At 70.0% G+C, this 24,618-nt stretch carries 23 protein-coding genes; 11 read left to right on the forward strand and 12 right to left on the reverse strand.

Features of this window, described 5'->3' with window-relative positions; genetic code table 11:
• Positions 1-3 precede the first annotated feature (3 nt).
• Positions 4-429 carry a TA system antitoxin ParD family protein gene (locus GPY60_RS19910; RefSeq protein ID WP_156689415.1) on the forward strand — a complete coding sequence of 142 codons (426 nt, stop codon included), beginning with the start codon at positions 4-6 and terminating at the stop codon, positions 427-429.
• Entirely contained in the window at positions 426-1,004 is a 579-nt protein-coding gene (locus GPY60_RS19915) for a zeta toxin family protein (RefSeq protein ID WP_156689416.1), read from the forward strand. The genes GPY60_RS19910 and GPY60_RS19915 overlap by 4 nt, the downstream gene beginning before the upstream one ends.
• Before the next feature lie 13 nt (positions 1,005-1,017).
• On the opposite strand, the gene GPY60_RS19920 is transcribed toward GPY60_RS19915, so the two are convergent.
• The 4 genes from GPY60_RS19920 to hrpA all read right to left on the reverse strand — a co-directional run bounded on the left by GPY60_RS19920 (position 1,018) and on the right by hrpA (position 8,033).
• Positions 1,018-2,523 carry an FAD-dependent monooxygenase gene (locus GPY60_RS19920; RefSeq protein ID WP_156689417.1) on the reverse strand — a complete coding sequence of 502 codons (1,506 nt, stop codon included), beginning with the start codon at positions 2,521-2,523 and terminating at the stop codon, positions 1,018-1,020.
• A gap of 161 nt (positions 2,524-2,684) precedes the next feature.
• Positions 2,685-3,104, reverse strand: coding sequence for a hypothetical protein (locus GPY60_RS19925; RefSeq protein ID WP_156689418.1), 420 nt, complete (start codon positions 3,102-3,104; stop codon positions 2,685-2,687).
• Between the two features lie 37 nt (positions 3,105-3,141).
• Entirely contained in the window at positions 3,142-4,023 is an 882-nt protein-coding gene (locus GPY60_RS19930) for an HpcH/HpaI aldolase/citrate lyase family protein (RefSeq protein WP_156689419.1), read from the reverse strand.
• A gap of 74 nt (positions 4,024-4,097) precedes the next feature.
• Complete coding sequence (hrpA, locus tag GPY60_RS19935; protein ID WP_370462772.1) at positions 4,098-8,033, reverse strand: ATP-dependent RNA helicase HrpA; 3,936 nt, start codon at positions 8,031-8,033, stop codon at positions 4,098-4,100.
• Between the two features lie 121 nt (positions 8,034-8,154).
• On the opposite strand from hrpA, the gene GPY60_RS19940 reads away from it, so the two are divergent.
• The 4 genes from GPY60_RS19940 to GPY60_RS19955 all read left to right on the forward strand — a co-directional run bounded on the left by GPY60_RS19940 (position 8,155) and on the right by GPY60_RS19955 (position 10,518).
• Positions 8,155-8,424: a hypothetical protein gene (locus GPY60_RS19940; protein ID WP_156689421.1), complete on the forward strand. Its 270-nt coding sequence runs from the start codon at positions 8,155-8,157 to the stop codon at positions 8,422-8,424.
• A 69-nt stretch (positions 8,425-8,493) separates the two neighbouring features.
• Positions 8,494-9,360, forward strand: coding sequence for an SGNH/GDSL hydrolase family protein (locus GPY60_RS19945; protein ID WP_197283752.1), 867 nt, complete (start codon positions 8,494-8,496; stop codon positions 9,358-9,360).
• A 196-nt stretch (positions 9,361-9,556) separates the two neighbouring features.
• A complete protein-coding gene (locus tag GPY60_RS19950; protein ID WP_156689423.1) occupies positions 9,557-9,736 on the forward strand; it encodes a hypothetical protein in 180 nt (59 codons plus the stop codon).
• A gap of 8 nt (positions 9,737-9,744) precedes the next feature.
• Positions 9,745-10,518: an enoyl-CoA hydratase/isomerase family protein gene (locus GPY60_RS19955; RefSeq protein WP_156689424.1), complete on the forward strand. Its 774-nt coding sequence runs from the start codon at positions 9,745-9,747 to the stop codon at positions 10,516-10,518.
• Between the two features lie 30 nt (positions 10,519-10,548).
• On the opposite strand, the gene GPY60_RS19960 is transcribed toward GPY60_RS19955, so the two are convergent.
• Both GPY60_RS19960 and GPY60_RS19965 read right to left on the reverse strand, forming a co-directional pair.
• A complete protein-coding gene (locus GPY60_RS19960) occupies positions 10,549-11,661 on the reverse strand; it encodes a spore photoproduct lyase family protein (RefSeq protein ID WP_156689425.1) in 1,113 nt (370 codons plus the stop codon).
• Positions 11,662-11,730: 69 nt separating this feature from the next.
• Positions 11,731-13,155 carry an MFS transporter gene (locus GPY60_RS19965; RefSeq protein ID WP_197283753.1) on the reverse strand — a complete coding sequence of 475 codons (1,425 nt, stop codon included), beginning with the start codon at positions 13,153-13,155 and terminating at the stop codon, positions 11,731-11,733.
• A 52-nt stretch (positions 13,156-13,207) separates the two neighbouring features.
• Between GPY60_RS19965 and GPY60_RS19970 the strand changes: the two genes are divergently transcribed.
• Entirely contained in the window at positions 13,208-13,678 is a 471-nt protein-coding gene (locus GPY60_RS19970) for a winged helix-turn-helix transcriptional regulator (protein WP_231639742.1), read from the forward strand.
• Between the two features lie 29 nt (positions 13,679-13,707).
• Here GPY60_RS19970 and GPY60_RS19975 read toward each other — a convergent pair whose 3' ends face one another.
• The 3 genes from GPY60_RS19975 to GPY60_RS19985 form a co-directional block, all read right to left on the reverse strand.
• The gene (locus GPY60_RS19975) at positions 13,708-14,646 is read right to left on the reverse strand and encodes a DMT family transporter (RefSeq protein ID WP_197283754.1); all 939 of its coding nucleotides are present in this window, start codon (positions 14,644-14,646) and stop codon (positions 13,708-13,710) included.
• 68 nt (positions 14,647-14,714) lie between these two features.
• Positions 14,715-16,334, reverse strand: a complete 1,620-nt coding sequence (locus tag GPY60_RS19980; RefSeq protein WP_156689428.1) for a PecA family PE domain-processing aspartic protease — start codon at positions 16,332-16,334, stop codon at positions 14,715-14,717.
• Positions 16,335-16,556: 222 nt separating this feature from the next.
• Positions 16,557-19,175, reverse strand: coding sequence for a helix-turn-helix transcriptional regulator (locus GPY60_RS19985; protein WP_156689429.1), 2,619 nt, complete (start codon positions 19,173-19,175; stop codon positions 16,557-16,559).
• A 352-nt stretch (positions 19,176-19,527) separates the two neighbouring features.
• Here GPY60_RS19985 and GPY60_RS19990 point away from each other — a divergent pair, with 352 nt between their 5' ends.
• Entirely contained in the window at positions 19,528-20,076 is a 549-nt protein-coding gene (locus GPY60_RS19990) for a thioredoxin family protein (protein WP_156689430.1), read from the forward strand.
• A gap of 4 nt (positions 20,077-20,080) precedes the next feature.
• On the opposite strand, the gene GPY60_RS19995 is transcribed toward GPY60_RS19990, so the two are convergent.
• Positions 20,081-20,893 carry an alpha/beta fold hydrolase gene (locus GPY60_RS19995; RefSeq protein ID WP_156689431.1) on the reverse strand — a complete coding sequence of 271 codons (813 nt, stop codon included), beginning with the start codon at positions 20,891-20,893 and terminating at the stop codon, positions 20,081-20,083.
• A 229-nt stretch (positions 20,894-21,122) separates the two neighbouring features.
• Between GPY60_RS19995 and GPY60_RS20000 the strand changes: the two genes are divergently transcribed.
• Positions 21,123-21,785 carry a cutinase family protein gene (locus GPY60_RS20000; protein WP_370462773.1) on the forward strand — a complete coding sequence of 221 codons (663 nt, stop codon included), beginning with the start codon at positions 21,123-21,125 and terminating at the stop codon, positions 21,783-21,785.
• 55 nt (positions 21,786-21,840) lie between these two features.
• Positions 21,841-22,491 (forward strand): DUF1345 domain-containing protein, encoded by a 651-nt coding sequence (locus GPY60_RS20005; protein WP_156689433.1) that lies wholly within the window; start codon positions 21,841-21,843, stop codon positions 22,489-22,491.
• 81 nt (positions 22,492-22,572) lie between these two features.
• On the opposite strand, the gene GPY60_RS20010 is transcribed toward GPY60_RS20005, so the two are convergent.
• A complete protein-coding gene (locus tag GPY60_RS20010) occupies positions 22,573-23,235 on the reverse strand; it encodes an IF2 family translation initiation factor (protein ID WP_156689434.1) in 663 nt (220 codons plus the stop codon).
• 25 nt (positions 23,236-23,260) lie between these two features.
• Entirely contained in the window at positions 23,261-23,818 is a 558-nt protein-coding gene (locus tag GPY60_RS20015; protein ID WP_156689435.1) for a CsbD family protein, read from the reverse strand.
• A 163-nt stretch (positions 23,819-23,981) separates the two neighbouring features.
• On the opposite strand from GPY60_RS20015, the gene GPY60_RS20020 reads away from it, so the two are divergent.
• On the forward strand, positions 23,982-24,236 hold the full coding sequence (locus GPY60_RS20020; protein WP_156689436.1) for a hypothetical protein: 255 nt from the start codon (positions 23,982-23,984) through the stop codon (positions 24,234-24,236).
• The last annotated feature ends 382 nt before the right edge of the window (positions 24,237-24,618 follow it).

The raw sequence follows: 24,618 nt of genomic DNA on the forward strand, positions 1-24,618 counted from the left end.
CGCATGGCTGACTCAGCCGACCGGGTCACCCGGTTCGCCGCCGACCTGATGGACAGCGCCGCGGCCGAGGGCGCGCGGCAGAGCCGCTCGGCCAAGCAGCAACTCGATCACTGGGCCCGCGTCGGCCGCGCGGTGTCCAGCCAGCACACCGCGGCGCGCCGACGGGTGGAGGCGGCGCTCGCCGGAGACCTGGAGCTGCGCGAGCTTGGTGTCGAGGAAGGCGTCGTGTTCAACGCCGAGATCTCCGCCGCCATCGAAGAAGGCCTCGCCCAGTCCCACTACGGCGACCGGTTGGCTCGGCGCGGCATCGCCACCGTGGCCCTCAACGAGGCCGGCGAGATCGTGGAACACCGGCCCGACGGCTCTTCGGTGGTCGCCCCCGCCCCCCGCCGACGCGCCCGGCGCGAAAGCAATGCCACTGCCCGATGAACCGGCTGGACCTCGTCGTTGGTCCCAACGGAGCCGGCAAGTCCACGTTCGTGGAGTTCACGCTCGCACCCCTGCTGCCGCGAAGCGTCTTCGTCAACGCTGACGAGATCGCCCGGCTTCGCTGGCCGGCCGACCCCACCGCGCACGCCTACGACGCGGCCCGGGTCGCCGCCGAGACGCGGGGCCGGCTGATCGAGCTCGGCCGCTCGTTCATCGCGGAGACCGTGTTCTCCCACCCCTCCAAGCTGGAGCTGATCGACGCCGCCCACGCGGGCGGGTACACCGTCGTGCTGCACGTCGTCATCGTCCCCGAGGAGCTGGCCGTCCGGCGCGTCCAATATCGGGTGAAGGCCGGCGGGCACGACGTGCCCGAGGACAAGATCCGCCAGCGCTTCCAACGGCTCTGGCCGCTGGTCGCCTCCGCGATCCTGCGGTGTGACTCGGCGACCGTGTACGACAACAGCGCCATCAAGGGTCCCCGCATCGTCGCGCAGCTGAACGGCGGCTACCTCATCGGGGCGGCGGGTTGGCCGGCGTGGGCGCCGCGCGCGCTGTCCTCGCGGTGGCCTGCCTGAGTTCGCCGGCCGCTCAGGCCGCGCGAGGCGGCCCGAACCACGTCGTGAGCGCCTCAGGGAGACGGGGGTCCTGAGCATCCTCGTGCTCCCCCACCCAGGCGACGTGCCCGTCGGGACGAATCAGCACGGCGGTGGGCGCCGGGATCTCGCCGCACACCGGAATCTCCCAAGAACCAACACGTTTCGCGTTGACCAGCGTGACGCGATCGGCCCACAGGTCGACATCGAAGGCCCCGGCGTCACCGAGGTTGAGCAGCACCGGTCGCGCGCGGTGCAGGAGGGCGAACACCCGCCGCGGGCCGTCGGCGGTGACGAGGTCGAGGTCGGGCATGCGGCGCCCGAGCAGGGGATGCCCGTCGCCGAGTTCGTAACGGATGTCCAGACCGGACATCATCGCGGCGAACCGTTCGCGAGGCTCGTGCATGCCGAGCAGGTCCGACACGACGTCGCGCAGCGCTTTCGTGCGATCGTCCGGACGAAGCAGCGCCATCTGCGCCATCGCGTTGCGCAGCACCCGGGCGCCGACGGGATGCCGTTCGGCGTGGTAGGTGTCGAGCAGGCTGTCGGGCGATGTCCCCTTGACCACCTGCGCCAGCTTCCAACCCAGGTTCACCGCGTCCTGCACCCCGGTGTTCAGCCCCTGACCGCCCACCGGGTGATGCACGTGGGCCGCATCCCCGGCCAGCAGGACGCGCCGGTCGCGGTACGCCGCCGCCTGCCGTGCGGCGTCGGTGAAACGGGAAATCCATGCGGGACTGTGGATTCCGTAATCCGTGCCATACACGGTGACGAGCGCGTCGCGAAGGTCGTCGAGCGATGCGTCACCGGAGGGCCCAGCGTGGCGCTCGGTGACCATCACGCGGGCCGGTCCGGAATCCTCCGTCCTGCTCAGGGCGTGGACCCCGAGATCGTCGTGGCGGATTCCCCATTCGGGTTCTCCCCCCGGCGCGAAGGCCATTTCCACCTCCGCGAGGAGGTAGCTCTGGGTGGCCTCCCATCCCGGGAAGTCGATGCCCGCGGCCTTGCGGACCGCGCTGCGTCCGCCGTCGCACCCGACGACATACCCCGCGCGCAGTGATTGCCCGTCGCCGAGCGAGACGTCGACGCCGGCGCCATCTTGCGCCAGACCGGTCACCTCACGGCCGCGGTGGACGGGCACGCGCAGCTCATCGACCCAGTCGGCGAGGATGCTCTCAATGCTGTTCTGCCACAACGCCAGCCCGTAGGGATGCCGGGTGGGAAAGTCGCTGATGTCGAGACGAATCTGCGAGAATCCCGCGACCTGCGCGACGTCGCCCCGCTCGAGGAACCGGTCGGCGATGCCCCGCTGGTCGAGCACCTCGATGGTGCGCGCATGCAGGCCGCCCGCGCGCGAACCGATCAGGTCCCGATCGGCTCGCCGCTCGACAAGGGCGACGTCCACACCCGCCAACGCCAACTCCCCCGCGAGCATCAACCCCGTCGGTCCGGCCCCAGTGACCACCACCGCATGGTCGGCAATTTGTTCGCCCTGTCGCATCCCACACCCCCGAGTCAGTGAATCGTGCTCTCGGCCAGCGATTTTGCGCCACGACCCGGGTCTTGCGGCAAGCCCCCCATGCCGTATATGTTGAGAGTGGGAAGCGATCGCCACCCACCCAAGCCAAGTCCCCCCACGTCGCAGCCGCTGCGGCTGCCGCCTCAGGGATTCACCATGGGGCAGATCTGCTTGATCCAGTTGGTGAGCTGATCCCTGTTGACGTCGAGGTCCGGATCCGTGGGCTGCGCGCCCACCGTGGTGACGAAGTGCTCGATCGCGGCCTTCACCGGCTCGGGCGGGCTGTACTTCTCCAGCGTGTCCGCGAACCTGCGCGCGTCGTCCTGCTTCTGGGCGACCATCAGGTTGTCCTTGGTGAACGAGATGTTCAGGCACGTGGACTGGTCGAGTGCGCCGCCCGGCGCAGCGGACGATGACGGCGGCATCGGCTGCGACGACGTCACCGAACTCGAGGAAGGTGGTTGGCTGGACGTCGAGCCCGACGGCGACTTGCCGTTCGAGCAGCCCGCGGCGACCGCGGCGACGGCCGCGATCGCCGCGACCGTGGTTCGGGTCAACCTCATCGGCGCTCCTTCGCCCCCGGCAGGTTCGAGCCCGAGTCTAGGAGATCGAGGCCATTTCGGATATCAAGTCGGCCATGGCGAGCAGCCGCTGGGCGTTGCGCACATGCAGGCTCTCGACCATGCGGCCGTCGACCGTGATGACGCTGCTGCCGGCCGCCTGAGCCTCCTCGTACGCCGCGACCACCTTTCGGGCGTCGGCCAGCTCGTCGGCCGAGGGGCCGAAAAGTTCGTTGGCGGGGCCGATCTGGGACGGGTGGATCAACGTCTTGCCATCGAAACCCATCTCGCGGCCCTGCTGCGCCTCGGCCCGGAAGCCGGCTTCGTCGCCGATGTCGTTGAACACCCCGTCGAGGACGACCTTCCCGGCCGCCCGCGCGCCGAGCACGGCCATTGCCAACGCCGGCACGATGGGCGCACGTCCCGGCAGGTGCAGCGCGTGCAGGTCGTTCACCAGGTCGTTGGTGCCGACCACGAACGCGGCCAAACGGTCGCTGGCGGAGGCGATTTCCTCCGCCCTGAGGAACGACCGCGGCGTCTCGATCATCACCCACAGCTGCATCGACTCGGCAGCGCCGCACGCGTCGAGCGCGGTGACCAGACTCCGAACCTGTTCCCCCGTCTCGACTTTCGGCACGAGCACGCCGTGGGCGGTCGACCGCGCCACCGCGGCCACGTCGTCGTCGTGCCACTCGGTGTCCAGGCCGTTGACGCGTACCACGATCTCGCGCGGCCCGTAGCCCCCGGACGAAATGGCCTCGCACACCCGCACCCGCGATTCAGCCTTGGCATCGGGACCCACGGCGTCCTCGAGGTCGAAGATCAGCACGTCGGCCGGCAGCTTCGCCCCCTTTTCCAGCGCCCGGGGCTTGTTGCCCGGCAGGTAGAGGGCGGATCGGCGGGGACGTGGTGTCGGTGCCATGACTTTGCACCTTAGGCGGCGCGGCGGCCGCATCGAATCGACGCCAGCGTGCAGAAGGTCGAGTGGATCGCGCGCTAACGTCGATCCGGCGCCAGCGCGTCGATCGCCCGGTAGATGCGCTGCTCGCTGACCGGGCGCGGCGTGCCCAGCTGCTGCGCCCATAGGCTCACCCGCAGTTCCTCGATCTGCCGCGCGAGGTCGCGGACATCCGCCGCCGCCGCCCGGCCCAGCGGCAGCCCGCGCACGAGTTCGTCGTAGGCGTCCTGCACGGTCCGCACGCGGTCCATCCGCTCCCGATCGGCCCCCACCGCGTGCGGCAGCCGGTCCAGGCGGCGGCCAATTGCGATCAGGTAGCGAGCAAGATCGGCGAGGTGGGCGCGGCCGTTGGCGGTGACGAACCCGGGCGGCAACAGCCGGTCCAGGTGAGCTCGGATGTCCGAGATCGCTTCGGCCTGCGCGGGCGGCGCCTGCGCGGGCACGGCCAGTCTCGCCTCCTGCGCGGCGGACAGCACGGTCTCGACGCGCCCGAGGACGTCGAGCGTCGTCGGCACCAACGCCCGAGCCGCCTTGTCGCGCAGGGCGGTGAATTCCTCGCGCGTCCATACCGGCCCGGGCGTGAGCGCGTCCACCGCGGCGTCGGCGCAGTCGTCGATCAGCGCGGACAGCGAGCCGTCGGGGTTGGAGCCGAGCATCAGGCGTGTTCGCGTATCAAGCTGGCGCTCAACCGCTTTCCCTGGGGACGGGACGCTGAGCCGCAGCAGCCGGCGCAGGCCGGGGGCCATGGCGGCTTCCTGCTCGGCGGGAGTGGCGAACACCCGCACGTCGACGGCGGCGCCGGTGTCGACGAACGCCGGAAATCCCCGCACGGCCCGCCCGTCGACGGTGCGCTCGACGACGCGGGGCAACTCGTCGAGGTCGTCGGGCCAACCGCGCAGTCCGGTTCGTTCCAGGTCGCCGGCGATCGCCTGCGCGACGGCCCGGCGCGCCGGCCCCGCCAGCCGCCCCTGCAGCTCCGCTAGCTCCTTGCCGCGCGCGACCTCGGTGCCGTCGGCGGCCTCGACGGCGAACGTCACGCGCAGATGCGGCGGCAGCTTGTCGAGGGCAAACGCGTCGATCGGCACCGAAATGCCGCTGCGGCGCCGCAATTCGCGTTGCAGTGCCGGCAGCAGCGGTTCGCTTCCCGGGTCGATGCCGGCCAGCACCGCGCGGGCGGCGTCGGGAGCGGGAACGAAGTTGCGGCGCAGATCCTTTGGCAGAGAGCGGATCAGTGCGGTGACCAGTTCCTCGCGCAGGGCCGGTACCTGCCAGGCGAATTCGTCGCCGCCGAGGCGGGCGAGCACGTCGATGGGCACGTGCACCGTGACGCCGTCGTCGGCGGCGCCCGGCTCGAACCGGTAGGTCAGCGGCAGCGCGACGTCACCCGTCCGCCAGGCGTCCGGCCGGTCACCGGCGGAATCCCCGTCGACGCGCAACAGGTCGTCGCGCGTGAATGTCAGTAGGTCGGGCGTCTTGTGCCGCTGCTTCTTCCACCACGCGTCGAAGTGCCGGGCGGACACCACGTCGGCGGGGATGCGGGCGTCATAGAGGCCGTAGATGTCGTCGTCGCCCACCAGCAGGTCGCGGCGTCGGGCGCGCTCCTCGAGCTCCTCGAGTTCGGACCGCAGCCGCGCGTTGTCGCGGAAGAAGTGGTGCCGCGTGCGCCAGTCGCCCTCCACGAGCGCGTGGCGGATGAACAGCTCGCGCGCGACCGCGGGCTCGACGCGGGCGTATCCCACCCGTCGGCGTGCGGCCAGCGGCAGACCGTAAAGGGTCACCCGCTCGTAGGCCATCACCTCCCCGCGGGCCGCGTCCCAGTGCGGTTCGCTGTAGGTGCGCTGCACCAGGTCACCGGCCACGCGCTCCACCAGCTCGGGCTGAATGCGCGCGGCCGTGCGCCCATACAGACGGCTGGTCTCCACCAGTTCGGCCACCACGACCCAGCGCGGTGGCCGTTTGGCGAGCACCGAGCCGGGCGCCAAGACGAACCGCGAGTTGCGCGCCCCCAGAAACTCCCGGCTGTTCTCGCGCGCGTCCTCGCGACGCATGCCGACGTGCGACAGCAACCCGGCGAGCAGCGCCGCCTGCACGCTCGCCGCGTCGGCCGGCTCGTCGGATTCGACGATGCCCAAGTCCCGGGCGATGCTGCGCAGCTGCCCCGCCAGGTCCTGCCACTCGCGGATGCGCAGGTAGTGCAGAAAATCGTCGCGGCACATGCGGCGGAAGCGACTGCCCGACAATCCTTTTCGCTGCTCACGCAGATACTTCCAGAGGTTGAGGTAGGACTGGAAATCCGAGTTGTCGTCGGCGAAGCGGGCGTGCTTACGGCGGGCGGCGTCCTCGCGGTCGGCCGGGCGCTCCCGCGGGTCGGGAATGCTCAACGCCGCGGCGAGCACCAGCACCTCCCGCACGCAGCCCTCTTTTTCGGCCGCGAGGATCATCCGGCCCAGCCGGGGATCCACGGGCAGCCGGGCCAGGCGACGGCCGAGGTCGGTGATCTCCCCGTGGGCGTCGAAGGCCCCAAGCTCCTGCAGCAGCTGCACGCCGTCGCGGATGCTGCGCCGGTCGGGTGGGTCGAGGAACGGGAAGTTCTCGACATCACCGAGTCTCAGCGCGGCCATCTGCAGCAGCACCGCGGCGAGGTTGGTCCGCAGGATCTCGGGGTCGGTGTAGCGGGGACGGGCCGCGAAGTCGTCCTCGGAGTACAGGCGGATGCACACCCCCGGCGCGACCCGGCCGCACCGCCCGGCCCGCTGGGCCGCCGACGCCTGCGAGATCGGTTCGATCGGCAGCCGCTGCACCTTCAGTCGGCGGCTGTAGCGCGAGATGCGCGCGTTGCCGGGGTCGACGACGTAGCGGATGCCCGGCACCGTCAGCGACGTCTCGGCGACGTTGGTCGCCAGCACCACGCGGCGCCCGGCGTGGGGCGCGAACACCTTCTGCTGCTCGGCGGTGGGCAGGCGGGCATACAGGGGCAGCACCTCGGTGTGTCTGAGACCCGCCAAAGCTTCTGCGGTGTCGCGAATCTCGCGCTCACCCGACAGGAACACCAGGACGTCGCCGGGCGGTTCGGCCTCCAATTCGGCGACGGCGTCGACGATCGCCTCGATCTCGTCGCGGGTCTCGGTGCGAACGATCTCGTGGTCGGGGTCGTCGGGATCGTCGTCGGCCCCAACGGCGACCGCGACTTCCAGAGGCCGATAACGGATTTCGACGGGGTAGGTGCGCCCGGAGACCTCGACGACGGGGGCGCCGCCGAAGTGCTCGGCGAAGCGCCGGGGCTCGATGGTCGCCGACGTCACGACGATCTTCAGATCGGGGCGACGCGGCAGCAGCTCACGCAGATAGCCGAGCAGGAAGTCGATGTTGAGGCTGCGCTCGTGGGCCTCGTCGAGGATCAGGGTGTCGTAACGGAGCAGCCGGCGGTCGCGCTGGATCTCGGCCAGCAGGATGCCGTCGGTCATGAGCTTGACCAGTGTGCGGTCGCTCACCTGGTCGGTGAAACGGACGGTGTAGCCGACGACATCGCCGAGCGGGCTGCCCAGCTCGTCGGCGATCCGCTGCGCGACCGTGCGGGCGGCCAGCCGCCGGGGCTGGGTGTGCCCGATCGTTCCGCGGATGCCGCGACCGGCCTCGAGGCAGATCTTGGGCAGCTGGGTGGTCTTGCCCGACCCCGTCTCGCCGGCGACGACGATCACCTGGTGTGCCCGTAGCGCGTCGGCGATCTCCCCGCGCCGCTCGCTCACCGGCAGTTCCGGATAGCTGATCGTGGGGACGGCCGCCAACCGGGCCGCGACGAGCGACTCGGCGTCGCCGATCTGAGTCGCGAGCTGCCGCAGTTTCTCGGGTTGCCCGCCCCGCAGATTCTTCAGCCGCCGGCCGAGGCGGGCCGCGTCGCGGAGGGTCAGGCCGTCGAGGCGTCTGCGCAGTTCCGCAGCGGACACTTCGAGAGAGGGTTCGGCCACTCCGGCCAGGATAGGTGCTATAAATCCGATGCCGGTCGGCGAGGCGGCACGCTCGATGACAGACTGATCTGCAGATGCTGGGATCGGTTCGTGAAGGATTCGGCACACTACGACCGCGGGGAGGCGCAAGGTGAGCGACGCACAGGGTTGGACCAAAGAACAGCAGACCAACACGTTGGCGGCGATCGACGTCATGAAGACGTTCTTTCAGGGGGATCCGTCCGCGCTGGGGCCGAGCGTCCTCGAGCACGCCACCCGCCTGGGCAGCGAAGGGCTGGTCGCGGGCCTGGTGAACGTGTGCGGGATGTTCGTCAAGAGCATCGCCGACCAGACCTCCAAGAGCGCCCTCGATCTGCTCAACGAGGCGGAGAAGCTGGCCAGCGACGCCAAGGTCAGCTGACCGCGGCGGTCTCCATCCGATAAACGGGCGCTGGCGAAGACGATGTCAGCGACTCTCCGGTGGGCGCGCGTGGCTTCCCGCTGCGCCGCAACCGTCTGCGTTTCGGCCGCCGCGGCCTGCGCGGCACCCATTCACCTCGGTTCCGAGCCGGCTCCGGGCCTGCGGTACGTGGCGCTCGGCGACTCGGCGGCCGCGGCGCCGCTCGTGCCCGATGCGGCCGACCCGCCGGAGTGCCTCAGGTCGACGAACGACTACCCCTCGGTGCTGGCGCGCGACATCGGGGCGCGGAGTTTCGACGACGCCACGTGCAGCGGCGCGACCAGCGCCGACATCACGGTCCATGCGCAACAGACCCGCAACCGGGCCATACCCCCGCAGATCGAGGCCGTCGGCGCCGACACCGAGCTGATCACCATCACGATCGGAGGCAACGACGTCGGGCTGGCGAGCACTGCCGCTGCCTGCCGCAGGAGTTCGCTGACGCAACCGCCCTGCTTCGACGACTTCGCCGCGGGCGGTGGCGACCGGTTCAGCGCGGCGATCCGCGGCCAGGCGCCGGCGTGGCGGGCCCTGGTCGACGCGGTGCGCGCGAAGGCGCCCCACGCGCGGATCGTGCTGGTGGGGTACGGGACCTACATCCGGCCCGGGGGCTGTTTCGGCCAGCAGCCAATCAACCCCAGGGACGCCGACTACTTCCAGGCGAAGGTCGACGAGCTCGACGAGGCCCAGAGGGCGCTGGCCGCCGCCGAGGGGGTCGACTTCTTCGACACGCGGCCCGTGTCGGTCGGACACGACATGTGCGCGCCGGCCCAGGACCGGTTCTTCGAAGGATTCGTGCTGACCCACCTGGCCGCGCCTCTGCACCCCAACGCGCTGGGCGCACGCGCGGTGGGCACCGCCCTCGCCAACCGGATCGGCGGCACGCGACCGTCGTGAACGGATCACGTTGCTGCGCAGGTCAATTCGCCGCCATGACGGCCCGATGCCGGCGCCCGCGCGATCCGCGCCGGGTGAGGTGGCGAAGGACGCCGTATGCTTTCCCGGATTGGGAAGGACGCGGCAGGGTATGACTACCCACCGCCCTCGCGTCGACGGGAGGCCCCGTGGACGATCGGACATCAACGGAAGCGAAATGACGGAACCCGACAAAGAGCCGCTGAGTCGCACTGAGCAGCTGGAGAACATCGTCGACCAGCTCGACGAGAAGGTCGCCAACGAGCGGGAAGCCGAGGATGTGCCCGGCAAGCCCAGCGAGCGGGAGAACGCCGAACCCATCGGGTCGGCGAACGCGGAGAAAGAGCCGCCGGACTAGGCACCGTCATGAGCCTGGTCACCTATGAGCTCGACGACCACGTCGCCACCATCACCCTCAACCGTCCCGAGGCCCGCAACGCGATCAACGGCGCGCTGCGCCAGGACCTCAACGCGGCGTGGGACCGGTTCCGCGACGACCTCGACGCGTGGGTCGGCATCCTCACGGCCAACGGCGACGTCTTCTGCGCCGGCGCGGACCTGAAGGACGGTGAGGGCGCGGTCGGCACGTTCGGCGGCACCTTCTGGGAGAAGCCGACCATCAACTCCTTCGAGAGCGGCATGGAGCTGTTCAAGCCGACCATCGCCGCGGTGCACGGCCCGTGCATGGGCTACGGCTTGACCGGGGTGTTGTTCTGCGACTTCGTCATTGCGAGCACCGAGGCCACGTTCCGCTTCCCCGAGGTGTCGATCGGGGTGCCGACCATCGTCGGGGCCATCCGGCTCCCCCAGCGGGTGGGGTGGGCCAACGCGATGGAGCTGTTGCTGACGGGCAAGCCGATGAGCGCCGCGCGGGCCAGGGAGATCGGCCTGGTGTGGAAGCTCGTCGAGCCCGAGGCGCTGCAGGACGAGGCCCGGGCGTGGGCGCGGACGCTGACCGAGGCCGCTCCCCTGGCGCAGCGCGCCACCAAGGAGGTGGCCTGGCGGACCGCGGACATGGGGTGGATCGAGTCCGTCCGCTTCGGCGAGACGATGCGCAAGGTGGCCGGCGCGACCGAGGACGTCGCCGAGGGCATCCGCGCGTGGCGCGAGAAGCGCAAGCCGGAGTGGCGCGGCCGCTGAGACGCGGAATCCCCTTGCGCCGCAGGCGTTTCAGAATGCGTAGCGCACGCGACAGGTCGGCAGCTTGACCGCCAACAGGTCGGTGAGCTCCTGCACCCAGCGGCCCTTCCACTGGCTCTTGTAGCGCACGTTCCACTGCCCGCTCTGGCTGCGCTTGAGCTGCTGCAGCTCGGGCCGCCAGAGCAGGTCCTCACCCTTGGGGTGCCAGCCGAGGTTGACCTCGTGCAGACCCTCGTTGTGGGTCAGGAAGATGATCTCGGCGGCGAGCTGCTGCTTGGTGCGCTCGTTGGTGCCGTCGGCGACCTGGTCGAGCAGCTCCGCATAGTCGTCGAGCCAGCCGTCGTAGACGATCACCGGGCTGAGGTTGAGGTGCACCTCATAGCCGGCGTCGACGAAGTCGTCGAGCGCGGCGATGCGGTCGGCGATCTTGGAGGTCCGCACGTCGACGACGCGCGACGTGTCCTCCGGCATGAGGCTGAATCGCACCCGGGTGCCGCCGCGCGGGTCGTAGGCCAGCAGGTCGCGGTTGACGAGCTTGGTCGCAAAGCTGGCCTTGGCGTTGGGGATTCGCGCGAACAGGTCGACGAGATCCCGGACGTTGTCGGACACCAGGGCGTCGACCGAGCAGTCGCTGTTCTCGCCGATGTCGTACACCCAGTCGACCGGGTCGCACTGGTTGGGCTCCGGTTTGACGCCCTGCCGGGCGGCGTGCCGCTCGAGGTACCCGGTGATCTTTTCGATGTTGGCGAACACCGTGATCGGGTTCGCGTAGCCTTTGCGGCGCGGGACGTAGCAATACGCGCACGCCATGGCGCAGCCGTTGGCGGTGGACGGCGCGATCCAGTCGCTGGACCGTTCGTTGCGCCGCGCGGAGAGGCTCTTCTTCTCGCCGAGCACGAGCACCTCGCGCTTGATGCGGACCCAGTCCTCGACGTTGCCCTCGTTGCCGTACAGGCCGGGAATCGCCTGGTGCGAGAGGACCGGGATGCGCTCGGCGTCGGGAAACCTGTCGAGCACCTCGCGGGCGCGCGGGAATCGGTCGATGTTCGGCTCGTGGTAAATGCGCTTGATGTCGAGGAGCCGGTCGGCGAGGCCGACGGGCACTCGGCGGGCAACGGCGTCGTTCCCCCTGATGGACGTCATGGTTCGTTCAACGTCCGGGCGTCACACCACTGTTCCGCTGTGGGCAGTGGCCCGGAACACGGACCGCCGTCAGGCCGGTTCGGGAACCGCTGTCCCCGGCGGGGCGGCCGGAAGCGACGCGGCGGCGGACACCTCGGAGCGCACGTGCGGCAGGGTCAGGCTGATTCCGGCGGCCGCCACCGCGAAGGCGGCCGCAATCCACCACCCGGTCACGAAGTCCCGCACCGAGCCGACGGGTCCCAGCGCCGTCACCAGCACCGCCACGCCCAACGCCGACGCGACCTGCCGGCCGGAGTTGACGAGTGCCGAGCCGGTCGCGGCGCGCACCGGTGGCAGGGCCGTCGCACCCGCCGCCATCAGCGTGCTGAGAGTCAGACCGACGGCGACCCCGCTGAGCAGCAGGCTTGGCAGGAGATCGGTGGCGTAGTGCGGGGTAATTCGCGCAAAGGCGATCCGCCACACCACCGCGGCGACGAAGGTCACGCTGCCGATCGCGGCCACGGGACCGGGCCCGATTCGGTGTACGAGGCGACTCGAGGCGAACGTCACGATCGGCACGCAGGCCGGACCCGCGGCCATGGCCAGTCCCGTGTGCAGGACGCTGTACTTCCAAATCTGTTGACACCACAGTGAATTCGAGAGCAACATGATGGCGAACGCGGCGCTGAACGCGAAGAACGCGATGTTGGCGATCGCGAAGTTCCGGATCCTCAAGAGGGGCAGCTCGAGCAGCGGCCGCGGGTGCCGCGACGAGCGCCACACGAAGGCGGCGGCGCCGAATGCCGCGAGCAGCAGCAGCCCCACGGTGCCGCTCCCCGTCCAGCCCCAGGTGGGCGCCTGCACCAGCGCCCCGGTGAGGGCGGCCACCGCCACGACGAGCAGGACGCTGCCCGCGAAGTCGGGCATGGGCTCGCTGCGGCGCGCCTCTCCGGACGGCAGGACCTTGCGGCCGACGAGCCAGCCGAGAACACCGACCGGCAGGTTCACCACGAACACCCAGCGCCAGCTCAGGGTCACCAGCAATCCGCCGAACACCGGGCCGCACACCGCCGCGAGCCCGCCCACGGCGGCCCAACCTCGTGCGACGTTGGTGCGCCGGTGCGGTGGGACCGAGGCCATCAGCAGGGCCAGCGAGGTGGGCAACTGTGCGGCGGCGCCGACGGCCTGCAGGACGCGGGCGGCCACGAGGACGGCCAGATCGGGGGCCACGGCGCAACACGCCGAGGCGATGGTGAAGACGGCGACGCCGCCCAGGAAGACGTGGCGGTGCCCCATCCGATCACCCAGGCGTCCGGCCGGAATCAGCAACGCGGCCAGTGCAATCGCATAAGCGTCGAGAATCCAGGACACGTCGGGCAGTCGGCTGCCGAAGCCGCGGCCGATGTCCACCAGCGCGACGTTGACGATCCAGAGATCGAGATTCGACATGAACACCGCGGTGACCACCACGGCCGGCAACGCCCAACGTGCGTATCGGTTTGATTTCCGAACCATCACGGATCCCGAGACTAGCGGCATGACGGTTTGATATGCAAACCTTGTAGTCGTGCCAGCACGCGCGAAGCCGATGGGGCCGTTGCAGACCCCCGTCGTTCGGGGCAGCCCCTGTTCGATCGCGGCCGCCCTGGAGATTGTGGGCGACCGGTGGAGCCTGCTGATCATCCGCGAGATCAACCTGGGACACCACCGGTTCGGCGAGATCGCGCGAAACACCGCCGCCCCTCGGGACCGCCTGGCGCTCCGGCTGAAGGAACTGGTCGCGGCGGGCGTGTTGGAGCGGCGGCAATACCAGGAGACGCCGCCGCGTTCGGCCTATTACCTGACCGACGCGGGGCGCGAACTCGTTCCGGTGCTGCACGTGCTGCGCCAGTGGGGTGACCGGTGGGCGGTGGAGCAGCCGCCCGTGTCGGTGCGTCACCACGATCACGAGCTGTCGGTGGGGCACACCTGTGACGTCTGCGGTGAACGGGTGCGGCCCACCGACGTGACGCGCGTCAGGGTCGCCGAAGAGCGTTGAGCCCGGCCATGATTGGCGAAGCGTCGCTGCTAGCGGGCTCGCCCGGCGGTGGCGGTCGACGTCATGTCCGCATCCGAAAGTGCTTGCGGCGGCATGGAATTCTCTGTGCATGTCACCTGGTCGCGGGCCAGTGCCACCGTCGACGCGACCATCGCGGCGACCGCCAGGATGAGGACCGCCGCCCGGGGCCCGTGCACGCCGACGTGCTCGCCGAGCACGACCATGCCCAGCAGCACGGCCACGATCGGTTCCCCCACCAGCATGATCGGCACCGACGCCTGCATCGCGCCCGCGTGAAACGCGGCCTGCTGCACGAAGGTGAGGGCAATCGCCGCCGCCACGAGCACATACGGGGCGGGAACGGTCAAGAGTGAGTCCCACCCGCTGACCGCCACGCGGTGAGCGCAGATCTTGGTCAGCACGGCGACCATGCCGAGCAGCACCGCGACGGGGATCGCCAGCAGCATGGCTCTCAAGGTTCCGATGGCGCGGCGCGCGGCGGCGACGCAGACGATCACCAACGGCACACTGATCGCCAGCGCCAGCGTCCAGGCGGGCAGCGCCGGCCGGTTGTGTCCCTCGCGCGGCTGCCCAACGAGCACGAACACCGCCAGCGCTACCGTCAGCAGCGTGGCCCAGCCCCAATCCGCCCACGGGACGCGCTGGCGCGCGAGCCGCGCGTTCAGCGGGAGCGCGAACAGCAGCGACGAGACCAGCAGCGGCTGCACGAGAAGCAGGGAGCCGTGGGCCAGCGCAACGGCCTGGAACACGTAACCGGCGATCGCGGCGATCATCCCCGCCCACCACATCGGTTCGCGGAAGACGGTCGTCGCCACTTCCGTGGACATGCCCTTGTCGGCCGGGACGGCGCGGGCCACGCGCTGACGAACGACGATGCCGACGGCGGCCCAGAACGCGGCCAGCAACGCCGAGAAGATCGCGATCGCGTGCCCGGTGACCCACCCCATGCGCGGCCGAATACCCTGCCTTTCCGCTCGGCAAAACTATCGGGCCGGTGAACGGTTGCCGGCTCAGCTCATTGGTAGAAGGTGGTGGTGTTGTTCACGTTGCTGATATAGGCCGGCTGAGTGCTGAACGGCAGATAGCCGGTGTTCATCAGGCCGCTGGAGATCGGCGTCGGGGAGTAGTTGACGTTGTAGTTGTACTGATACAGCAGATGGGTGCCGCTGGCATCGTAAACCTGGATCAAGTCGCCCGGCTGCGCGTTGAGGCCACTGGGGAGGGTTCCGAAAACACCTCCAGTGTCGACGATTGAGGGGACGCCCGGATGATTGACGCCGTTGACCTTGACGTCCAGGTTGGTGATAGGCGCCCCGGGGAGCGTGACCGAAGTAGTGGCCGGGACATACGGGCCGCCGGTGTTGGTGTAGAGGCCGTTCGTTCCTGGCTGCCCGCCAAACTGGAGATAAGGACCAGAAGTAGGGGTTCCGACTTCGTTGACGAGCACACCCTGACCGAGGGTCCCCGGAAGTGCGGCGGTAGGAACGCTCGGACCCGGGCCGGTGGCGTTCGGGCCGATGCCCAGCACGCCGCTTGCGCCGTCGGCGGCGAAGAACGACTGGAACGTGAAGCCGTTGTTCAGCGCCGACGACAACGTGGTCGGGAAGGCGAAGATCTCGACGTCGACGGGGGTCGGCGTGGTGACCAGTCCACCGCCGAAGTTCACCGGCGCGTTGTACGTCAGGTAGACGTAGTCCAATCCCCCGCTGTACCCGCTGATCCCGCCCCCGATGGGGATGCCAAGCTCAAGCATGCCCAACAGGCCGCCGACCTTCTGGAACGGGATCACCAGGCCCTGGGACCCGGTGTCTACGAGCAGGGGCACCGGGGCGCCCGTGCCGACGGAGGCGTTGACCAGCGGCTCGGTGCCCGCATACATCGTCAGCGGAACTTGACCCGTCGCACCGTTCCCGCCCAGGACCGCCGCCGGTCCCGTCGGGATCAGCGGGAAGCCGAACAAGATTTCGGTCGGCGCGTTGATCAGGCCGAGGACGTTTTGTTCGATGCCGTACACGAACTGTCCGCCGGGTATGGCGCCGAGAACGGTGTTCACCGGGTCGAGCAGCGAGGCCGCGGGGGCGGCCGCGGCCGCGCTGGTCAGCTGGCCCGAGACCCCTTGCAACGCCGTCGACCATGAACCCAGCCCGGAGGCGGCGGCCGAGACTCCGCCGTGATAGCCGATCATGGCGGCCACGTCCTGGGCCCACATCTGCTCGTAGTCGGCCTCCACGGCGGCGATCGCGGGCGCGTTCTGCCCGAACAAGTTCGACACCACCAGCTGGATCAACCCGTTGCGGTTGGCGGCCACCGCGGCGGGATGCACCGTGGCGGCCAGGGCCGACTCGAATGCGCTCGCCACCGTCTGGGCCTGCACGGCCGCGGTCTGCGCCTGGGCCGCCGCCTCGGACAGGGCGCCGGCGTACCGGGTCGCGGTCGAGAGCATCGCGGCGGACGCGGGTCCCTGCCAAGCGGCGCTCGCCAGGTCGGAGGTGACCGACGAGAAAGACTGTGCGGCCGAACCCAACTCGTCGGCCAGCCCGTCCCAGGCCGCCGCGGTGGCGAGCATGGGCCCCGAACCGGCGCCCGAATGCAGCAGCGCAGACGTGATCTCCGGCGGAGCCACCAAGAAACTCATCCCCCGAGTGTCCTTCCCTAAGTGAAGAGCGCATGTTTACCGGGGACGGGACCTCACGCCACTACACAGACGTTCGGGCGCGTCATAGGGCCGGCACGCCTGACTCTAGGAAATCGACGCCGGGAAATCTCGAGTTTGGCCGAACCGACGATTGCTGAGCGGCGTTTCACAAGAGCGCCGCCGGGACGGCACTCACCCGCCCGGCCTACGAATGCAGGCGGATCAGGACTGGTCGGTCGGGGGCTGCCGGACGCGGACGGCGGCCTGGGTACGGTTGTCGACGCCGAGCTTGGCGAGGATGGCCGTGACGTGGTGTCCGACGGTCTTGGGGCTGATGGAAAGCTTCGTGGCGATGTCGGCGTCGCTGTGGCCGGCGGCGATCAGCGTCAGTACCTCGCGTTCCCGGCGGGTGAGCCCGTCGGGGTCGGATACGGTGCCGGCGCTGTGGCTGCGGCGGATGGGTCCGCGCAGTTGGGCAAGTCGCCGCTGAGCACGCCGCGCTACCGCCCGCGCGCCGAGGCGGCGGAAGGTGGTCAAGGCGGCTTCCACGGCAGCGACATCGCCGCCAAGTTGAGCGATGGCGGCATCGTAGGGGCAACCAAGGCGTGTCCATTCGGCGGCGGCGCCCTGCCAGTCACCGCTGACTTCGAGTCGGTAAGGGGTGACGGTGTCGACGGTCGGCGCGTCAGTGACGGGCCCCCCGGCCAGTTGTGCCCAGCGCCGCAGGTGACCGACCAACCACGGGTCGGCGTGTTCGGTGGCCGCCGCGAGCCCGGCCTGCGCCTCGGCGCGTGCGGTGTCGTCGTCGCCGGCCAGCCAGGCCACTTCCGCGCGCGCGGCCCACACCACCCCCAGGCGCGCCAGGTCTCCCGGGTCGGCGGCGGCCAGGGCCTCGTCCAGTAGGGCGTCGACGGGCTGCTCTGCGCGGCGGGAACGGATCAATGCCGCGGTGATCAGAGACAGGATGCGTGTCGATGGCGGAAGGCCCGGCCGCGTCACGACGTCGTCGGCGCACGCGAGTGCGTGGGACCAATCCCCGGTGTGCATCGCCAGCAGACCCGCCGCGCCGGTGGTGACCGCGTCGAACATGCCCAAGTCGTGCTCGGCGCAGAAGGCGGACGTTTCGTCGATGTAGGCCTCGGCGCGCGCGACGTCGTGATGCACCGCGGCGTACCAGGAGATCAACGCCCCGTTCAAACCGGCCAGTTCGGACAGCTCCTCGATGGCCATGGAATCGTGCCAGGCCGCTTCCAGGTCGTCCCAGCCGGTGTCGTCGGCGAGGACGGGGGCGAGCAGGGCATAGAAGCGAGCGCGGACGACGACCGCGCGATCACCGAGTTGAGTGCCCAGGGCGATCGCACGCTCCGCGTAATCGGCGCATGCCGGGTCGAAGCCGAACGCCGCCAACCCGGCCATCGCCGCCAGTGACCAGGCCAACTGCGGGCATGGTCCTGCGTCTTCGAGCAACCGCAGCGACGCCAGGGTGCTTTCCACGGCCGCGCTGGTGCGCCCGAGCGCATACAGCTGGTGGGACAGCCAGTGCAGATCGCTGCTCTCGCCCAGCGTGTCGCCCAAAGCGTGGCGGAGCGCGATGGCCTCCTCCCAGGACGACACCGCCGCCTTCCCGAGCCCGCTCACGTAGCAGCTGAACGCATGCTGCTCCAGCCATGTCACCTTCTGCTCGGCGGGGACGCCGTCGGCGTGGCGCAGCGCCAACGCGTACAACTCGGCGGCCTCCCTGTTCGCGCCCAACATCGAGGCGCGCGCGGCCGCCGCAGGCGCGTATTGGGTCACAGCATCGGTGTCGCCGGCTTTCTCGGCATGAAATGCCAACGCGCCGAATGTATCCGGGTTGATCGGCGGTTCGGCAAGCGCCGTCAGCGCCCGCTTGTGCAGCACTCGGCGCTGATAGCCCGGAATCTTGTCGGCGGTTGCCCGCCGGGCCAGCTCGTGGCGGAAGCCGATCGCATCGCCCTCGGCGACCAGCACTCCGGCATCCAGGCATTCCACCAAGCCCGCGCCGGCCTCAGGACACACCTTCGCCAGCAGGTCCGGGTCCGCTCGCGGACCGCAGACCGCCGCCGCGTGCGCGGTCTCCCGCGCCGCGGACGAAAGACGACCCAGCCGCCCACACACCGCCTCAGAAATGCTGCGTGGCAAGGTGTTCCGGGTCAGGGCGGCGGCGCCGGCCGCCAACACCTCGGTCAGGAAGAACGGGTTTCCTCCGGTGAGTCGGTGCAACTCGTTCGCGTTGAGCCCGCTCCCAACGGCAAGGGTGGCGACGGCAGCGCGGCTCAGCGGCCGCAAACCGATGCGGGTGGCCGCCGCGCACGTCGCCACATCCCCCAACGCGACCGACAGCGGATGCTCGGCGCTGAGCGCATCGTCGCGGTACGACACCAGGAGCATCAGCGGGAGCGAGTCCACCCGCCGGGCCAAGAAACGCAGGAGATCCAACGTCGCGCCATCGGCCCAGTGGGCGTCCTCGATCACCCACACCCACCGGTGGCCGTCGCGCAACACGCCCAGCAACCGCCGATACAAGGCGCCGGTGTCACCGGCCTCGATGGCCGAGCTCAGCGCGTGCGCCGCCGCAGGGCCCACCCCGGCAAGCGCGTCCAGCAGTGGGCCCAAGGGCCGGGTCGCCTCGAGAGGGTCGCACCATCCGCGCAGTACACGGATATCAAGATCGAGGCGCGACGTGAAGCGGGTGATCGCCGCCGTCTTGCCGACACCGGCCTCTCCGCCCAGCAACACCAGGCCGCCCGTGCCGCGCCTGATCCCGCGCGCCAGGGCGCCCAGTTCGGCTAGAACCGCTTCGCGCTCGAGCAAGCAATCCACCGACTGCCCCCACGTCTTGACCAGTGTGTACCGGTGCCGCCAAACCCGGCGCCGCAGAGATAGGGAGGATTCCCCATACACCGCGCCGGCTCACGAGAGCACACTGGTCAGAGAGTGCACCGGGACCGCCGCGGCTGCAGCAACCGCACATCAGGCTGTGATGCGGATCTCACTGTAGCCTCCGTCGGGTCCCGGTGCGCCAAAAGACGAGGCATCGAATCGTCGGGAGTTCTGCGCTTTCACCCGCAACGCTGTTCGGCCCCGGCGGCGCGGCGCGACGGGCGTACCAGCAAAATTCCGGGCCGACACCGCGCCGGTATCGACGAGCATCCGGGTCGCTACGCTGGCGGTCATGGCCGTCGAGTCCACCATGCTCGCCCTGGGAACCCCCGCCCCGTCGTTCGCGCTGCCCGACCCGGCCACGGGCCGCACGGTCGGCCTCGACGAACTGACCGGTCCTGCCCTGGTCGTCACCTTCATCTGCAACCACTGCCCTTACGTGCAGCACGTGGCCGACGGCCTGGCGGCGCTCGGCCGCGACCTCACCGATCAGGGCGTCGCGATGGTCGGTATCTCCAGCAACGACGTGACGACCTATCCGCAGGACGGTCCCGACCAGATGGTCGCCGAGGCCCGCCGGCACGGCTGGACGTTCCCGTACCTCTATGACGAGACCCAGGACGTCGCCCGCGCCTATTCCGCGGCCTGCACGCCGGACACGTTCGTCTTCGACGGCGAGCGCCGGCTCGTCTACCGCGGGCAGCTGGACGATTCGCGGCCCAAGAACGGCCTGCCGGTGACGGCCGCCGACGTCCGCGCGGCGGTGGACGCTGTGCTCGCCGGGCGGCCCGTCGACCCCGACCAGCGGCCCTCGATCGGTTGCGGCATCAAGTGGCGGTAGGGGCTCAGCCGCCGACGAACTCCCCCAGCAGCGCCGAAACGCGTTCGGGCTGTTCCAGGGCGGTGCTGTGCCCGCATTCGGGGATCTGAACCAGCCTGGCGCCATCGATCAGCTCGGCGATGCGCCGGCTCTTGGGCGGCGGCGTGGCAGCGTCGTCCTCCCCGACGATTACCAGCGTGGGCGCGGCGATCCGGCCGAGTTCGTTCTCGATGCCGCGGCGATCGGCGACGGCACGCACCGCCTTGCTGGTCGCCGGGCGGCGGCAGCGCCGCAACCGGTCCGCCCACTCATCGGTCACCGGCTGACTGCCGGGGTCGGCCAGGAAGCGGGGTCCGAACATGAGGGGCTGCACCGCCCGGCGCAGCGGCGATATCCCGGTAAGCCGGTAGACCGACGCCATCAGCCGGTATTTTCGCGCTTTGTCGGGGTCCTCGGGGGACGCGCTGGTGCCTAGCAGCGTCAGGGTGCGCACCAGCTCGCCCCGGCGGGCCGCGAGGCGCTGTCCGACGAAGCCGCCCATGGAAAGTCCGACGTAGTGGACCGGCCCCACTCCAAGCACGTCGATCAGCGCGCCCGCGTCGTCGGTCAGGGTGTCCATGTCGTAGCCGCCGGCGGCCGGGGCGCTGTCCCCCTGGCCGCGCCAGTCGATCGTCACGCAGCGGTATCGATCGCGCAGCGCCGCGACCTGGGCTCGAAACATCCAGCCGCCGAAGAGCAGGCCATGGCCGAAGAAGATCGTCGCCGCGCGCGGGTCCCCCGGGGGCGAGCCGGTATCGGTGTAGTGGACGGCGGCGGAATCGCGGTCAAAGGTCGGCAATGCTCACGCGCCCTTCGGAACAAGGATGTCGGATGACTCGCGCACCGGCCCAGTCTAGGCACGCTGCACCCCCGAAAATCGAATCCTGATCATTCCCAGCGTATTTCGGAGTTTCCTGATATGCCCGCGTGGGGCGATGAACATCGGCGCTGCCCGCGACGGCCGTCTTGTCGCCATGGCGCCCGCGCCGCCGCCGCCGCCGGTGTGTCAGCATTTGGCAATGATTCCAGTGAGTGCACGCATCCCCGCCCGCGTCGCCGGCGCCGTGGCGGCGACCGTGTGGGCCGTGTCGGCCCCGGCCATCGCCATCCCGGCCGCGTCCGCCGACGCCTGCTCCGACATCGCGGTCGTGTTCGCGCGGGGCACCCGCGAGCCCGCCGGCCTCGGCTCTGTCGGCCAGGCGTTCGTCGACTCGATCGGCTCGCAGGCCAAGGGTCGATCCGTGACGTCGTATGCGGTCAACTATCCGGCCAGCGACGACTACCACGGCAGTGCGGCCGCCGGCGCGGACGACGCGAGCGCCCACATCCAGGACGTCGCCGCCAGCTGCCCGAACACGAAGATGGTGCTCGGCGGATACTCGCAGGGGGCGGCCGTGATCGACCTGGCCACCAACCAGATGCCGCCCTCCGTCGCCGACCACGTGGCCGCCGTGGCCCTCTTCGGCGAGCCGACGAGCGGATTGTCGAGCGCTCTCTACGGCGGTCAGCCGCTGCCCACCATCAACCCGCTGTACGGCGGAAAGATGATCAGCCTGTGCGCGCCCGACGACCCAATTTGTTCCCCGGGTGGCAACATCTTCTCGCACCTGGCCTACATCCAGAACGGGATGGTGATCCAGGCCGCCACCTTCGCGGTCGGCAAACTGGGCCCGGCGTCATCGCGGAGCTGACAGCGCCGCCGAGGCCGCCCTTGACTGAGCCCGCCATGGTGCTTAGGTCGGGATTGTGAAACCCCTTCTCGCGTCGTCGCGCGACACCGTCGCGGTGCGCATCGCGGTCGCCGTGGTCATCGGGGCGGCGGTCGCGGTCACGGTGGGCAACACGCTCGGCTGGCGGTACGCCATCATCGGGTGGGTGGCCACGGCCGGGGTGTACGTGGTGTGGGCCTGGCTGATCCTGGGCGGCATGGACGCCGACGAAACCTGCCGGTACGTGACGCGGGAAGACCCCACCCGGTTGGTCGCCGACATCGTCATCATCTCCGCCAGCGTCGCGAGCCTCGCCGGGGTCGGCTACGTGGTTGCCGCGGCGTCGCGTTCCGGACCCGCGGTGATCGAGGCGGCCATCGTCGGCATTCTGACCGTCGCGGCGTCGTGGTTCGCGGTGCACACCCTGTTCACCGTCCACTACGCCCGGCTCTACTACACGGGCGAACCGGGCGGGATCAACTTCCACGACCCCGAGCGACCCCGCTTCCGCGACTTCGCCTACGTGGCCTTCACCGTCGGCATGACGTTCCAGGTCTCCGACACCGAGATCGGGCTGACGTCCATCAGGGCGACCGTCCTACGCCACGCGTTGCTGTCCTACCTGCTGGGCGCGGTCGTGCTGGCGGTCACGATCAACCTGGTCGCGGGCCTGAGCTCCCGCATCTGATCTAGCCCAATGGTCGCGATCCGTCCCCCAGCTACGCGGGGGTACCCCCATCGCCCGGCTTCGCCGCGCTCGCGAGCGCGACTAATCGTCCGCCCGCTTCTCCTTCTCGGCATCGGCCAGTTCCGCCACCTGGTCGGCCTGGGCGCGCTTCGCCTCGGCCTCGTCGCTCTTCTCGCGGGCCTCGTCGATCTTGGCGGCGGCGTCCTGGGCCGCGGCCTCCTCGGCGGCCTGCGTCCTCTTCTCGGTCTGGCGCTTGGCCGCTTCGACCGTTTCCTTGCGCTTCTCGGCCGCCTCGTCGGCCTGCCGCTTGGCCGCGGCGCTCTGCTTCTGCGCAGTCTCGGCAGCTTGGCGCTTGCGCTCGTTGGCGTTCTGGCGCGCCTCCTTGATCTCCTGCTCGGTGGCCGCACGGGCTTCCTGCTGGTCCTGGATCGCCTGGTCGCGCGTCTGAGACAGCTTGGCGTCGGCCTGCTTCTTGCGGGTCGCCGCCTGAGTTTCGAGGCTGGTGGCGCGGCCGAGCGCGTCGCTGCGTTCGACCAGCGCGGCACCCCGCTCGACGAGGTCCTGGTCGCCGAGGGCGTTGCCGACGGTGGTGTCCAGCACGCCCAGCGAGCGCTCGTAGAAGAGGCGCGCGGGCGTTTCCTCCGGAACGCGGGTGACCAGCCGCTCCTCGATCACCTGCAGCGGGAACCGCGCGAGTTGGTATTGGAATCGCAGAATCGCGAAGGGCACGTCGGATATCTTCATCACTGCTCCTGTGTCTTGCCCGGTGTCAGGGCAGGTCGGCTTGGTCGGTCACGTTCTCGGCATGGCGTCGCAGGCGGTCGGCCTCCGACTCCTCGCTCTTGGCCACCTGCACCTCGCTCTGGTGTTCGGCGACCGCGTCGACCACGTCTTCGGTGGCGTCGCGCATCTCTTCGCGCTCGGCGGCCTTCGCCTGCGCCGCCTCGCGCTGTGCCTCCAGCTCGGCCTGCGTCTGTTGCGTGGCGGCCTGCCGTCGGGCGGCAAGGTCGGCCGCCTCCTTCTGCGCGGCCTCCTGTGCTTCGATCGAGTCCTCGGCGGCGGCGGCCTGGACATTGGCCGCCAGGCGCTCGCGGGCGCCCTCCACCTTGGCCTCGGCGTTCTCCGCCTTGGCCTCCCGGGCCTCGGACTCGGCGACGGCCTCGATCGTGTTGGCTTCCTTGCGTTCCTGCGCCTGGGTCTGCTCCAGCTGTCCCTCGGCGGTCAGGGAGTCGTTGCCGGTGATGGCGCCGACAACCTCTTTCGCCTTGCCCTTCACCGAATAGACCAAGCCCCTGCGGGCTTCGCCGGCCTTGCCGTGCTCACTCATCAAAAGTCTCCCTTGCGGCTCTTCCTACAAGAGCCAGATGCGATTTCGTCCGTGTCCCAAGCGGATTCCACCGACTCGATCGATCAAACATCGTGTGGCCTGGGTCACTTTGGCCCCTCGGGGGGTACCGGGCGCCGTCGACGCGTCCGTTACGGTCGACGCTATGTCTGCAGCCTCCGGTGACGACCTCATCGACCACGTCAGCCCCGGCGATGTCATCACCGTCGACCGCGGCGCCCGCCGACAAGCCGTCAAGGTCGTCTTCAAGGACACCAGCGACGCGGGTTTTCTGCTCACCCTGGAGGGCGACGGGGGCGAGACGTTCCAGCTCGAAGTGGCGGCCGGCACCCGGGTCGTGAGGTCGCTCGCGTCGAAGTGGGAGTCCGCGCAGAGTCCCACGCCGCGCACCGAGACGTGAATCGACTCGGTGTCTGACTCAGCCCGTGCCTAGACGGGTTTAGGCCCCGGCCCGTCCGTGTGGCCTGTTGCCCGGCGGGCGGGCCCTGCGTGACCGGGCCACCCGGTGTGCCATGAGACCGCTCGGTTCGGCGTGCGCTACGTCTTCCGGACAACCCCCTTTCCTGCCAGTGCCGAGGCGAACTGGCGAAATGGAGGAGCGCGCCGTGCTTGCGCTACGTATTTAGGTGTTGCAGTGCTACGTGTTTGTGTGGTTAGCTTCGTAGCGTACAAACGGCTCGAACCAAAGGACGGTCGCGGATGTCCACACACACCACCGACGCCACGCCGACGACGCCCGCGCAGCTCTGGCGTGGCCCCCGCTACCCGGCGCCCCCGGCGAT

The sequence above is a fragment of the Mycobacterium sp. Marseille-P9652 genome, from assembly GCF_902652685.1.
GTDB lineage: Bacteria > Actinomycetota > Actinomycetes > Mycobacteriales > Mycobacteriaceae > Mycobacterium.